This window comes from Micromonospora maritima (assembly GCF_902825405.1).
Lineage (GTDB): Bacteria > Actinomycetota > Actinomycetes > Mycobacteriales > Micromonosporaceae > Micromonospora > Micromonospora maritima.
In genome coordinates, this window is sequence record NZ_CADEAU010000131.1 from 1 (window position 1) to 12470 (window position 12470).

Sequence of the window (12470 nt, forward strand, 5' to 3'; positions counted from 1 at the left end):
AGCCGGGCCGCGCGCCGTTCCCGGGCCGGGCCGGAGACCAGGTGGGCGACCGCCGCCACCACGCCGATGCCGGCGCAGCCGAGCCAGAGCGCGCCGTTGCCGGCGTGTTCGCGCACCAGACCGCCGAGGATCGGCGCGGCGGCCCCGGCGAGCTGCCAGGAGAGCGAGAAGACGCCCTGGTACCGGCCGCGCAGCGCGGCCGGCGACAGCTCCGCGATCAGGGTGGCGTTGGACGGCGAGTTGAGCATCTCGCCGACGGTCCAGATCAGCACGGTGACGCCGTAGAGCCAGATCGTGTCGGCGAACGCGGTGAGCCCGAACCCGACGCCCATCACCAGCGCCGCGAGCGCCAGCACGTGCGAGCGGCTCCGGCCCTTGATCAGCCGGGGTACGAAGAGTTGGCCGACCACGATGAGCACGCCGTTGAGGGCGATCACCGAGCCGTAGGTGGCCGGGCTGAGTCCGGAGTCGCCCATCGCGATCGGCAGCATCGAGATGTGCTGGAGGAAGACCAGCGCGGCGAGCAGGTTGAGCGCCACGAAGCCGAGGAAGACCCGGTCGGCGAGGATGGTCCGCAGCGCGCCGGCGGGCGCGGACGCGCCCTTGACGACGGGGCCGGTGGGCGCGGTCCGGGTCTCCCGGACCCGGGTGAAGATGATCAGCGCGGTGACCACCGTGGTGGTCGCGTCCACCAGGAAGAGCAGCAGGTAGCCGGCCTGGGCGGCGAAGCCGGCGAGAACCGCGGCGCAGGCGAAGCCGAGGTTGATCGCCCAGTAGTTCAGCGAGAAGGCCCGCAGCCGGTCCTTCTCCGGCACCACGTCGACCATCATGGCGCCGAAGGCCGGGCGGGCCGCCTCGGCGAACGTGCCGAGCAGCAGCGCGCCCACCGCCACCGCCCACAGCGGCCGGGCCAGGCCCAGCGCGACCATCATGGTGGCGGCGCCGAGGTGTGCGGTCAGCAGCGTGGGCCGGCGACCCCAGCGGTCGGTCAGGGTGCCGCCGACGGTGGTGCCGACCGCGCCGCCGACGCCCCAGAGCCCGATCACCAGACCCGCCTGGGAGGCGGAGAAGTCGCGCTCCTGGGTCAGGTAGATGGCGAGGAAGACCAGGATGAACGAGCCGAGCCGGTTGATCAGGGTGCCGGTCCAGAGGTACCAGAACGCCCGTGGCAGTCCGCCCGCCGTGTCCTGGAACCAGCCCCGCACCGTCCGCATGCCGACGCCCCCCGCTCGGTAATGACCGACGTCTGCCGGATGCCTTACAACCTAGTCCCGCCCCGGAACGTCGGTCATCCGCTTTTCCACGTGGTGGTCGTCACCACAGGTCCCCGCGTGTCCGCCCGGCCGGTACGGCAGGATGATCCGCATGACTGCGAGCGAAGGGCCCACCATCGGGACGCTGGTCCTGCTGCGGCACGGCGAGAGCGACTGGAACGCCAAGAACCTCTTCACCGGCTGGGTCGACGTCGACCTGACCGCCAAGGGCGAGACCGAGGCGCGGCGCGGCGGCGAGCTGCTGCGCGAGCACGACCTGCTGCCGGACGTGGTGCACACCAGCCTGCTGCGTCGGGCGATCCGCACCGCCGAGCTGGCGCTGAACGCCGCCGACCGGCACTGGATCGCGGTGCGCCGGTCGTGGCGGCTCAACGAGCGCCACTACGGCGCCCTCCAGGGCAAGAACAAGAAGCAGACCCTGGACGAGTACGGCGAGGAGCAGTTCATGCTCTGGCGCCGGTCGTACGACACGCCGCCGCCGCCGATCGACGACGCGGACGAGTGGTCGCAGGTCGGCGACCCCCGGTACGCGTTGCTGCCGACCGAGCTGATGCCGCGCACCGAGTGCCTCAAGGACGTCGTCGACCGGATGCTGCCCTACTGGTACGACTCGATCGTGCCGGACATCCTGGCCGGCCGGACCGTGCTGGTGGCCGCGCACGGCAACTCGCTGCGGGCGCTGGTCAAGCACCTCGACCAGATCTCCGACGACGCGATCGCCAAGCTGAACATCCCCACCGGCATCCCGCTGCGCTACGACCTGGACACGAACCTGCGCCCGCAGGTGCTCGGCGGGACGTACCTCGACCCGGAGGCCGCGAAGGACGCCGCCGCCGCGGTCGCCAACCAGGGCCGCTGAGCTGCGTGTAAGGAAGGGCCCCCTTTTAACGTCTGCGGTAGAGGAAGGGCCCCTTGTTAACGCTGAGCGTTAACAAGGGGCCCTTCCTTGCACAGGGTCAGGCGGACGTCGAACCGGTGATCAGGTAGACCACGTGCTCGCCCGCGTTCACCGCGTGGTCGGCGAAGCGCTCGTAGAAGCGGCCCAGCAGGGTCGCGTCGATGGCGGTCTCCACCCCGTACGGCCAGTCGTCGCCGAGCAGCACGCCGAACAGGCTCTTGTGCAGGTCGTCCATCGCGTCGTCGTCGCGGTCCAGCTCCGCCGCCACGTCGGCGTCGGGCTTGGCCAGCACCGCGCCGATCTTCTCGGCCATCCGGTCGGCGATGCCGGCCATGTCGGTGAAGACCGGCCGCAGCTCCGCCGGCACCGCCGGGGACGGGTGGCGACGCAGCGCCGTCTTCGCCACGTGGTCGGCCAGGTCGCCCATCCGCTCCAGGTCGGCGGCCACGTGCAGTGCCGTGATCATCGCGCGCAGGTCGGAGGCGACCGGCGCCTGGCGGGCCAGCAGGTCGCAGACCCGCTCCTCCACGTGCCGGTAGAGATCGTCGATCTCGGCGTCCCGCGCGATCACCGTCTCGGCCGCGGCGCGGTCGGCGGTGAGCAGCCCCCTGGTGGCCTGCCGCATGGCCGCGCGCACCGCCTCGGCCATGTCCACCAGCAGTTGGCTGACAATCTGCAGGTCGGCCCGGAACTCGTCGCGCATCGTCACTTCCTGGGGTCGGTGGCCGTCCCCGGAACGGTGACGGCGTGAGCAGGTGCGCGCCCCACGGTAGGCCGGACGGCCGGCACCAGGGTGAACGCGGATGAACGACGCGGGACCCGCAGGTGAACTTTCCCGGAAGCGAGAGTGGTTCGTCCCTTTGTGCCCGATCCCCGGGTTAACAATGACCCTACGATCGCCGGGTGGAATGGGCGGTGGCCATCGCGGTGGCCGTGGCGCTGGTGACCGGGCTGGTCGCCGGGTCGCTGCTGTCCGAGCCCGTCCGGCAATGGCGGCGCCGCCGGGCGTCGGGGGGCGGCGGGACCTCCCGCCGTGACGCAGGGAGGCCGACGATTCCGGACGACCAGCAGGGGGGCCTTTCCGGGCTCGGACGCAAGACGATCGACTCGTTGCGCGCCGGCGTGGTGGTGCTCGACCCGGACGACGTGCCGGTGCTCGTGAACCCGGCCGCCCGCGCGATGGGGCTGCTGCGTACCGGGGCGACACCCGGCTCGATCGCGGCGCACCCGTTGATCCGTACCCTCGCCGGGCAGGTCCGCCGCACGGGCGTGCGTCGCGAGATCGAGCTGGACCTGCCCCGGGGCCGCGACAGCTCCGGGGTCAACCCGCTCGGCGTGCACCTGCGGGCCATGGGACTGGGCGCCGGATACATCTCGATCGAGGCCGTCGACGTCACCGAGTCGCACCGCCTGGCGCGGGTACGGCGGGACTTCGTGGCCAACGTCAGCCACGAGTTGAAGACCCCGATCGGTGCCCTCCAACTGCTCGCCGAGGCGTTGGTGGACGCCACCGAGCCGGCCGGCGACGGCGTGCCCGACCTCTCCGAGGACCTGGTCGCCGCGCGGCGGTTCGCCGAGCGGATCCAGCACGAGTCGACCCGGCTCGGCCGGCTGGTGCAGGAACTGCTGGAGCTGACCCGGCTCCAGGGCGCCGAGCCTCAGCCCGCCCCCGAACCGGTCTCGCTGGACTGGGTGCTCGCCGAGGTGGTCGACCGGACCCGCACCGCGGCCACCGCCCGCCGGGTGGAGATCGTCGTGGACGGGCAGCGGGGCCTGACCGCGTACGGTAGCGACAGCCAGCTCGCGACCGCGGTGGCGAACCTGGTGGAGAACGCGATCAACTACTCGGCCGAGGACACCACGGTCCGGGTCACCGTGCGGGGCACCGACGAGCACGTCGAGGTCGCCGTCGCGGACCAGGGCATCGGTATCGCCCCGAACGAGGTCGACCGGATCTTCGAGCGCTTCTACCGGGCCGACCAGGCCCGCTCCCGGGCGACCGGCGGCACCGGCCTGGGGCTGGCCATCGTCAAACACATCGCCAGCAACCATGGCGGTCGGGTGGACGTGTCGAGCACCCTTGGTGGGGGGTCGACGTTCACTCTCCGGCTGCCTGCCCGCCCCCCGGACGACCTGGAGGCGACACTCGCCTCCGCTGGGATCGAGGCCGGCCCGGCCGAGCTCCGGCAGGTCTGACCACAGGAAAGGAAACACCCGTTGAGCCGCGTACTGGTGGTCGAGGACGAGGAGTCGTTCTCCGACGCCCTGTCCTACATGCTCCGCAAGGAGGGGTTCGAGGTCTCCGTCGCCGCGACGGGTACCTCCGCCCTCACCGAGTTCGACCGGACCGGCGCCGACATCGTGCTGCTCGATCTGATGCTGCCGGAGATGTCCGGCACCGAGGTCTGCCGTCAGCTCCGCCAGCGGTCGCACGTCCCGATCATCATGGTCACCGCCCGGGACAGCGAGATCGACAAGGTGGTCGGCCTGGAGATCGGCGCCGACGACTACGTGACCAAGCCGTACTCGCCTCGCGAGCTGGTGGCGCGGATCCGCGCCGTGCTGCGCCGGCAGAGCGCCGAGGCCAACGAGACGGGCGCGCCGACCCTGGCCGCCGGCCCGGTGCGGATGGACATCGAGCGCCACGTGGTGACCGTCGACGGCGCCGGGGTGCAGCTCCCGCTCAAGGAGTTCGAGCTGCTGGAGCTGCTGCTGCGCAACGCCGGCCGGGTGCTCACCCGCGGTCAGCTCATCGACCGGGTCTGGGGCGCCGACTACGTGGGCGACACCAAGACGCTCGACGTGCACGTGAAGCGACTGCGCTCCAAGATCGAACCGGAGCCGTCCGCGCCGCGCTACATCGTCACCGTCCGGGGCCTGGGCTACAAGTTCGAGCCGTGATCGTCCCGGTCCGGCCCTCGCCGCCTGACCGCCTCCGGCCGCGGCTAGCGGGCCGTGCTGCCCCCCGGGTGTTCGGCGCCTCCGGGTGGCGTGACGCCGCGCCTCCCCGATGTCCTGGGGTGTCGCTCGCTGCCCGCGAGGAACCGGCGCCGACCGTCGCCGTCTGCTCGCGGCGGCCTGGGCCCCGGTGTACGGGCTGAGGCTGGTGCGAGGTTGCTGCGGGCCGGGTTCCTCTCTCGCCGCCTACGGACCTGATGTCCTGTTCGACTCGGTTGCCGGGCGGTAACTGCTCGGCTCGCGCGCCTTGTTCAGGCTTGGAGTACGGCGGTCTTCGACCGCGCTGAGGGGTGAGCCCGGACGGGCGGGCTGGGTGGCCGCCAGCGGTTCCTGCGCTGTGACACCAATGGCGGCATGCTGCCTTCCCAGGTCACCTCCGGCGCGGTCGGCGGCTGGAACCCTGGCGCACGCCGCCGGCAACCGAGCCCGGGCGGTGGGTGTGCGTCGGCTGCCTGGATGGGGTGGGTGTCCGGTTCGGTGGTGGTGGGTGGCACCCCGGGGCGTGGAATCGCCGGGGGGTCGGTGGCGTTGTAACCCGGTGAACGACCGAGCAGGCGAACTCCCGCCGCCCGCGCCATCACGCCGCCCCGCCCTGCGGGGAATGGCGGCCGGTAGCCGGTCGTTACACCTGGTCCCGGCGCCGCAAGGCAGCCCCCCACGGGCCCCGCGAGCAGCCGAACCCCCCCCCAAGACTTTGTGCGCCTGACGGTGCCCACACCCGTCCCCCGGGTGTGTCGACCCCCGAATGGAGCCTCCCTCATGAACACGATCCTGCGTAAGAGCGTCCTGGGTGTTGCTGGTCTGGCCTTCACCGGTGGCGTGTTCGCCGGTCCGGTCGCCGCCCACGCCGACACCGCCCACGCCGCCGCTGGTAAACCGGTTGTGGCTGTCGCGAGTGTGCAGGGTGAGCAGTCGACCATCACGCTGAACGACGAGCAGCTGGCGAACGCGAAGGCGATCATCGCCGCGACGAAGAAGGCCGGTCTGCCGGAGCGGGCCGCGGTCATCTCGATCGCCACCGCGCTGCAGGAGTCGAAGCTGGAGAACCTCGGTCACCTCGGCGACCGCAACGACCACGACTCGCTGGGCCTGTTCCAGCAGCGCCCCTCCTCGGGTTGGGGCACGCCGGAGCAGATCACCGATCCCGAGTACTCGACCCTGGCGTTCCTCAAGGGCCTGAAGCAGGTCGACGGCTGGGACACCATGCCGCTGACCGAGGCCGCGCAGACCGTGCAGGTGTCGGCCTACCCCGACGCCTACGCCCAGTGGGAGAAGCAGGCCACCGACATCGTGGCCCAGCACTGGACCAAGTGACACCAATACGAAGGCCGGCACCCCGAGCGGGGTGCCGGCCTTCGCGTGTTCTCAGCGCACGACCTTGACGTTGAACAGGGGAGTGCCCAGCCGGCCGTAGAGGCGCAGCCAGATCGGCAGCAGCATCTCGGTGCCCCGGGCCGTGGTGATGTCGCCCAGGTCGATCACGTCGGTGTGACCGAAGCTGGTGAGCAGGTCGACGACCACCTTCTTCGCCTCGGCGTCGTCGCCGGAGACGAAGACGGTGTGGTCGCCGTCGGCGAGCTGTCGCGGGTGCGTCATCAGGTCGGCGGTGAGCGTGTTCAGCGCCTTGACCACCCGGGTGCGGGGGAACGCCCGCTGGATGCGCTCGCCGAGCGAGTCGTCGTTGAGCACCGACAGGGTGGGCGGAAAGCCCTTGCTGAAGTCGAGCGGGTTGGCGATGTCGAGCAGGACCTTGCCGGCCAGGTTCTCCGCACCCGCCGCGTCCAGCGCGGGCAGGGAACCGTCGCCGCTTGTCGCGTTCACCACCAGGTCGGCCCCGGCGGTGGCGTCGGCGTGCCCGGCCAGGGTGACGCCGGAGTGCCCGGCGGCCCAGTCGCCCCAGTCGCCGGCGCGGGTGGCGGTGACGTCCCTGGTGCCGACGACGACCTCGTGTCCCAGCTCGGCCGCGCGAGCGGCGAGGGCCCGTCCCACCATGCCGGTGCCCAGTACTGCGATGCGCATGTCGAATCCGTCCTCCGGTTGCGGCGCGACCACGGGTGCCACGCTCGGTACGACCGAGACTAACAGACAGGTCTGTCTACTAGAAGGGTGAGGAGACGTACCTGTCTGTAGACTTCGTCGGACGACGGAGGAGGAACCATGGCCCGCACGCCCGCCGGCACCGCCCGGGACCGCATCCTGGACACCGCGTTCCGGCTTTTCTACGCGTACGGGCCGCGTGGCGTCGGGGTGGACACGGTGATCGCCGAGTCAGGTGTCGCCAAGGCCACGCTCTACAAGCACTTCCCGCGCAAGGACGACCTGGTCCTGGCGTACCTGGACAAGGTCGACCAGGCCTGGTCCGGCGCGTTGCGGGCGGCGGCCGCGGCGGCCGGCGACGACCCCCGGGAGCAGCTCGTCGGCATGTTCGACGCGCTCGGCGGGGCCTGTCGCCGCGAGGGCTACCACGGTTGCGCGTTCATCAACACCGCGGCCGAGTCGCCGGCCGGCAGCCCGGTGCACGCCCGTACGGTCGCGCACAAGAACGCGGTGCGGGCCTGGGTGACCGACCTGGCCCGGCAGGCCGGGGCGGCCGAGCCCGAGCTGCTGGCCCGTCAGCTCACCCTGCTGCTCGACGGCGGCCTGGCCGGCGGGGTGCTCGACGGCGACCCGACGATCGCCGACGCGGCGAAGCGGAGCGCCCACGCCCTGATCGACGCGGCGCTCCCGGAGCGTTAAGAGGGGGCCCTTCCTCTACCGGAGGCGTTAAGAGGGGGCCCTTCCTTACTCGCTGGCCGGGTGGGGGGCGATCTGGCCCTGGCGGAGGCGGGCGGCGCAGAGTTCGGCCAGCTTCTCGTACGCGGGCGCGCCGACGAGCGCGGTCAGCTCGGGCCCGTAGGAGAGGTACATCGGCTCGGCGCCGACGTGCGCGTCCGTGGACGAGGTGCACCACCAGTCCAGGTCGTGGCCGCCGGCACCCCAGCCGCGCCTGTCGAACTCGGCGAGCGTGGAGATCAGCACCTTGGTGTCGTCCGGCCGCTTGTGCCACTCCTGGTCACGGCGGACCGGCAGCTGCCAGCAGACGTCGGGCTTGTATTCCAGCGGGTGCACGCCGTCGCGCAGCGCCTGGGCGTGCAGCGCGCAACCGCCCCCGCCGGCGAAGTCGGCGTCGTTGAGGAACACGCACGGCGCGTCGACGTCGCGGGTGGCGGTGCGCCGGGCCGGCGTCTTGCCGTCGACCGTGTCGTCCGCGGTCCAGTTCTTGAAGCCACGCCGGAAGTGCTGCCAGGTCTGCGGCGTGAGCCGCTTGACCGCCGCCTTCACCCGCTTCTCGTCGTCGGAGTCGGTGAAGAACGCGCCGTGCGAGCAGCACCCGTCGGCGGCGCGCCCGGCGACGATGCCGTGGCAGCCCCGGCCGAAGACGCACGTCCAGCGGGACAGCAGCCAGGTCAGGTCGGCGCGGACGACGTGCTTCGGGTCGGCCGGGTCGACGAACTCGATCCACTCCCGCGGGAAGTCCAGCCCGACCTCGCGGCTGCGCGGGTCGTCGGGGTCGTCCACCAGCACGTGAAGCTCGATCTGCCCTGTCACCCGGACCAGCGTACGCGCGGTCACCCCGCCCGGCCGGCGAGCCGACGAAACGTGTTGCCCCTAGGGTTCTTGCCATGCGACTGGGTGTCCTCGACGTCGGTTCCAACACGGTGCACCTGCTGGTGGTCGACGCCCACCACGGGGCACATCCCTGGCCGGCCCACTCGGAGAAGGTGGTGCTGCGGCTGGCCGAGCAGATCGGCCCGGACGGCGCGCTCACCGACACCGGCGCGGACGGGCTGGTCAAGGCGGTCGGCATGGCCCGGGCCGCGGCCGACGGGCTGGGCGCCGAGGACCTGCTGGCGTTCGCCACCAGCGCGGTCCGCGACGCCACCAACGCCGGCGAGGTGCTGGCCCGGGTCCGCGACGAGACAGGCGTACGCCTGGAGGTGCTCTCCGGCGCGGACGAGGCGCGGATGACGTTCCTCGCGGTGCGGCGGTGGTTCGGGTGGTCCGCCGGCCGGCTGCTGGCGCTGGACATCGGCGGCGGCTCGCTGGAGCTGGCCGCCGGCATCGACGAGCACCCGGACGTCGCGGTCTCGCTGCCGCTCGGCGCGGGCCGGCTCAGCCGGGAGCGGCTGGCGGTCGACCCGGCCGGCCTGCTGCCGCCGTCGGCGGAGGCCGTGGAGGAACTGCGGGCGTACGTGGACGCGCAGCTCGATCCGGTGGTCAAGCAGTTGACCGAGGTGGGCTGGGAGCGGCCGGTCGCCACCTCGAAGACGTTCCGCACGCTGGCCCGGCTGGCCGGGGCCGCGCCGTCCGGCGCCGGCCTCTGGGCCCGGCGCAGCCTGACCCGTACCGGCCTGCGGCAGGTGCTCGGGTTCGTCCGGCACATCCCGCCGGCCCACCTGCCCGAGCTGGAGGGGGTCAGCGCGCAACGGGCCCACCAGCTCCTGGCCGGCGCGGTCGTGGCCGAGGCGGTCATGCGCCGGCTCGACGTGGACAGCCTGGACATCTGTCCGTGGGCGCTGCGCGAGGGGGTCATCCTGCGCCGGTTGGATCAGCTCGCGCCGATGTGATCCACGCAGCCGCTCTGGGCGCTTTGCGGCTGCTCGTCCCGATGCCTCCTGGCGGGTGCCGCTACCCTCGGAGGCGTGACTTCCCGCGTCCCGGTGCTCCTGTCCACGTCCTCGGTCTTCCCCGAACGGACCGCGGCGGCGTTCCAGCTCGCCGCGGCGCTCGGGTACGACGGCATCGAGGTGATGGTCTGGACCGACCCGGTCAGCCAGGACCCGGGCGCGCTGCGGGGTCTCGCCGAGCACTACGGCGTCCCGGTGCTCTCGGTGCACGCGCCCTGCCTGCTGGTCACCCAGCGGGTGTGGAGCCCCGACCCGTGGGAGCGGCTGCGCCGCGCCGCCGAGCTGGCCGAGACCCTGGAGGCCCCCACCGTCGTGGTGCACCCGCCGTTCACCTGGCAGCGCGACTACGCGCGGACGTTCGCCGACGGGCTGGACACGATCGCCGGCCAGTTCGGCGGGCTCCGCTTCGCGGTGGAGAACATGTACCCGGTGCGGATGGCCGGCCGGCAGTTCGTGCCGTACGTGCCGGGCTGGGACCCGACCGACACCGGCTACGCCTCCTACACGCTGGACCTCTCGCACTGCGCGGCCTCGCACACGGACGCGCTGGCCATGGCCGACCGGATGGGGTCCGGCCTGGCGCACGTGCACCTGGGCGACGGCACCGGCGAGGGGCGGGACGAGCACCTGGTGCCCGGCCGGGGCGGTCAGCCCTGCGCGGAGCTGCTGCGCTCGCTGGCCGGTCGCGGCTTCACCGGCTCGGTGGCGGTGGAGGTGACCACCCGGGGCGCGAAGAGCCGCGCGGTCCGCGAGGCGGACCTGCGCGAGTCGCTGGAGTTCGCCCGGGCGAACCTGACCGCGCCCTCACCCGTCGACGCCTGAGCCCGCGCCGGCCGGGGTCAGCTGACCGGGGAGAGCGGCTGGGCCGGCACCGGCTGCTCGCCGACCGCGGCCCGCTTGCGGGCCCGGTGCGCGGCCACGTGCGAGCGGGTGGCGCAGCGCTCCGAGCAGAACCGCCGGCAGCAGTTGGACGAGGTGTCCAGGTAGACGTTGCCGCAGCGCTCGTCGGCGCAGACGCCGAACCGGGCGCTGCCGTACTCGCAGAGCCAGACCGACAGGCCCCAGACCGCGCCGGCCAGGTATTCCGAGGAGACCGAGGCGCCTCGGCTGGTCACGTGCATGTGCCAGTCCGAGGAGTCGTGGCCGGAGATGCGGGGCTGCACCGGGAACGCCTCCAGCAGCGCGTTCAGCTCCGCCACCGCCTCGCCGTCCCGCCCCGAGGTGCCGTACTCGAAGACGTCCCGGAGGCGCTTCTGCGCCCGCCGGAAGATCGCCAGGTCCCGTTCCGCGACCTCGTCGCGCATCCAGGCGTTCTCGTCCGGGAAGAGGGCCCGCAGGCCGTCGAGGTCGTCCAGCCGGGCGTTGACGAGCTCGACCCCGGTCCGGGCGTACGCGTCGAAGTTCACGACACCAACGGTAGACGACTCAGGGGAGGCGCGGCGCGTCGATGTAGTGGGGAAGGAACCGCGCGTAACCGTCAGTGATGAGGCTCTCGCTCTCCCGTACCCCGGCGCCGGCCGACGCGCCGTCCACGATCCAGCTGCCCAGCACCGTCCGGTAGCCCGCGAACTCGGGCAATGCGCGGAACTCCTGATAGCAGAAGCCCTCCTCGCCGTAGATTCCCGGATTGGTGATCTCGGTGCCGCCGGTCACGATGCGTACCGAGCCGCCCTCGCGGCCGAGCAGCGGCTTGGCCACGTACTCGGTCATGCCGCGCGGCGAGTCGAGGTATGCCGGCAGCAGCAGCTCGTGGCCCGGGTACAGCTCCCAGAGCACGGCCAGCAGCGCCTTGTTCGACAGCAGCAGCTTCCAGGCCGGCTCGATCCAGGTGGTGGGTGTGCCCGGCTCCAGCGCCGGCCGTCCGTACGGCTCGGCGAGCATCCACTCCCAGGGGTAGAGCTTGAAACAGGTGGTGATCGGCCGGTCGTCGGCGTCGACGAAACGCCGCCCGTCCCAGCCGACGTGCTGGATCGGCATGAGCGTCACGTCCAGCCCGGCCTGGCGGGCGGTCTCGGCCAGGTAGCCGGCGGTGATCTGGTCCTCGCCCGACTCCTCCTCGTTCGACCAGAGCACGTGCACCCGGGGGTCGTGCAGGCCGGCGCCGATCTTGGCCCACGTGGCGGTCAGCCGCTCGTGCAGGCTGTTCCACTGGTCCGCGTCCGGGCGGGTGTCCTCCAGCCAGTACCACTGCACGATGCTCGCCTCGACCAGCGCGGTCGGGGTGTCGGCGTTGTACTCCAGCATCTTCGGCGGCCAACTGCCGTCGTACCAGAGGTCGAACCGGCCGTAGAGCGTCGGCGGGCCCTCCCGCAGCGAGCGGGCGACCGCCTCGGCGGCCCACTCGGGGATGCCGAACTCGGCGTACCGGCGGCGGGCCACCACGTGCTCGGCGGCGGCGACCGACATCCGGTGCAGCTCCTCGGTCGCCTCCTCCAGCCGGAGCACCTCGTCCAGCGTGAAGGAGTAGGCCGCGGTCTCGTCCCAGTACGACATGATCTCGCCGTCGGGCAGTTCGGTGTCCACGTACACCAGGCCCTGGGTCCGGATGGTGTCGTCCCAGTCGGGGCGCGGCGTGCTCGCCTCGCGGCGCACGTCAGCCGCCGCAGGAGGCGAGGTGGGTGCCGAAGCCGCCGCGCTCGGGCAGCGCGGCGGTCGGCGCCGTGTCGCCGCGCG

General features: G+C 72.4%; 13 protein-coding genes. 7 read left to right on the top strand and 6 right to left on the bottom strand.

What is annotated here, in order from left to right; genetic code table 11:
* Positions 1–1214: MDR family MFS transporter (locus HUW36_RS14555; protein WP_174528649.1), on the bottom strand; the 1214-nt coding region annotated here is incomplete at its 3' end.
* 151 nt (positions 1215–1365) lie between these two features.
* Between HUW36_RS14555 and HUW36_RS14560 the strand changes: the two genes are divergently transcribed.
* On the top strand, positions 1366–2133 hold the full coding sequence (locus HUW36_RS14560; protein WP_174528650.1) for a phosphoglyceromutase: 768 nt from the start codon (positions 1366–1368) through the stop codon (positions 2131–2133).
* Between the two features lie 97 nt (positions 2134–2230).
* Here HUW36_RS14560 and phoU read toward each other — a convergent pair whose 3' ends face one another.
* On the bottom strand, positions 2231–2875 hold the full coding sequence (gene phoU / locus HUW36_RS14565) for a phosphate signaling complex protein PhoU (protein ID WP_174528651.1): 645 nt from the start codon (positions 2873–2875) through the stop codon (positions 2231–2233).
* A 200-nt stretch (positions 2876–3075) separates the two neighbouring features.
* Here phoU and HUW36_RS14570 point away from each other — a divergent pair, with 200 nt between their 5' ends.
* The 3 genes from HUW36_RS14570 (at position 3076) to HUW36_RS14580 (ending at position 6444) form a co-directional block, all read left to right on the top strand.
* Positions 3076–4368 carry a sensor histidine kinase gene (locus HUW36_RS14570; RefSeq protein WP_174528652.1) on the top strand — a complete coding sequence of 431 codons (1293 nt, stop codon included), beginning with the start codon at positions 3076–3078 and terminating at the stop codon, positions 4366–4368.
* Between the two features lie 21 nt (positions 4369–4389).
* Entirely contained in the window at positions 4390–5073 is a 684-nt protein-coding gene (locus HUW36_RS14575; protein ID WP_174528653.1) for a response regulator transcription factor, read from the top strand.
* Positions 5074–5889: 816 nt separating this feature from the next.
* Entirely contained in the window at positions 5890–6444 is a 555-nt protein-coding gene (locus tag HUW36_RS14580; protein WP_174528654.1) for a hypothetical protein, read from the top strand.
* Between the two features lie 51 nt (positions 6445–6495).
* Here the strand turns inward: HUW36_RS14580 and HUW36_RS14585 are convergent, their stop codons facing one another.
* Entirely contained in the window at positions 6496–7149 is a 654-nt protein-coding gene (locus tag HUW36_RS14585) for an NADPH-dependent F420 reductase (RefSeq protein WP_174528655.1), read from the bottom strand.
* Positions 7150–7287: 138 nt separating this feature from the next.
* Between HUW36_RS14585 and HUW36_RS14590 the strand changes: the two genes are divergently transcribed.
* Positions 7288–7866, top strand: a complete 579-nt coding sequence (locus HUW36_RS14590; RefSeq protein WP_174528656.1) for a TetR/AcrR family transcriptional regulator — start codon at positions 7288–7290, stop codon at positions 7864–7866.
* 45 nt (positions 7867–7911) lie between these two features.
* On the opposite strand, the gene HUW36_RS14595 is transcribed toward HUW36_RS14590, so the two are convergent.
* Positions 7912–8718 carry a DUF3109 family protein gene (locus HUW36_RS14595; protein WP_174528657.1) on the bottom strand — a complete coding sequence of 269 codons (807 nt, stop codon included), beginning with the start codon at positions 8716–8718 and terminating at the stop codon, positions 7912–7914.
* Between the two features lie 74 nt (positions 8719–8792).
* Between HUW36_RS14595 and HUW36_RS14600 the strand changes: the two genes are divergently transcribed.
* A complete protein-coding gene (locus HUW36_RS14600; protein WP_174528658.1) occupies positions 8793–9737 on the top strand; it encodes a Ppx/GppA phosphatase family protein in 945 nt (314 codons plus the stop codon).
* Between the two features lie 75 nt (positions 9738–9812).
* Positions 9813–10619: a sugar phosphate isomerase/epimerase family protein gene (locus HUW36_RS14605; protein WP_174528659.1), complete on the top strand. Its 807-nt coding sequence runs from the start codon at positions 9813–9815 to the stop codon at positions 10617–10619.
* A gap of 17 nt (positions 10620–10636) precedes the next feature.
* Here the strand turns inward: HUW36_RS14605 and HUW36_RS14610 are convergent, their stop codons facing one another.
* Positions 10637–11203 carry a CGNR zinc finger domain-containing protein gene (locus HUW36_RS14610; RefSeq protein WP_174528660.1) on the bottom strand — a complete coding sequence of 189 codons (567 nt, stop codon included), beginning with the start codon at positions 11201–11203 and terminating at the stop codon, positions 10637–10639.
* Between the two features lie 19 nt (positions 11204–11222).
* Positions 11223–12389: a glutathionylspermidine synthase family protein gene (locus HUW36_RS14615; protein ID WP_174528661.1), complete on the bottom strand. Its 1167-nt coding sequence runs from the start codon at positions 12387–12389 to the stop codon at positions 11223–11225.
* Between the last annotated feature and the right edge of the window lie 81 nt (positions 12390–12470).

Coding starts and splice junctions, on each gene's coding strand:
- HUW36_RS14560 (WP_174528650.1), top strand. CDS start 1,366: ATGACTGCGAGCGAAGGGCCCACCATCGGGACGCTGGTCCTGCTGCGG.
- phoU (WP_174528651.1), bottom strand. CDS start 2,875: ATGCGCGACGAGTTCCGGGCCGACCTGCAGATTGTCAGCCAACTGCTG.
- HUW36_RS14580 (WP_174528654.1), top strand. CDS start 5,890: ATGAACACGATCCTGCGTAAGAGCGTCCTGGGTGTTGCTGGTCTGGCC.
- HUW36_RS14585 (WP_174528655.1), bottom strand. CDS start 7,149: ATGCGCATCGCAGTACTGGGCACCGGCATGGTGGGACGGGCCCTCGCC.
- HUW36_RS14590 (WP_174528656.1), top strand. CDS start 7,288: ATGGCCCGCACGCCCGCCGGCACCGCCCGGGACCGCATCCTGGACACC.
- HUW36_RS14600 (WP_174528658.1), top strand. CDS start 8,793: ATGCGACTGGGTGTCCTCGACGTCGGTTCCAACACGGTGCACCTGCTG.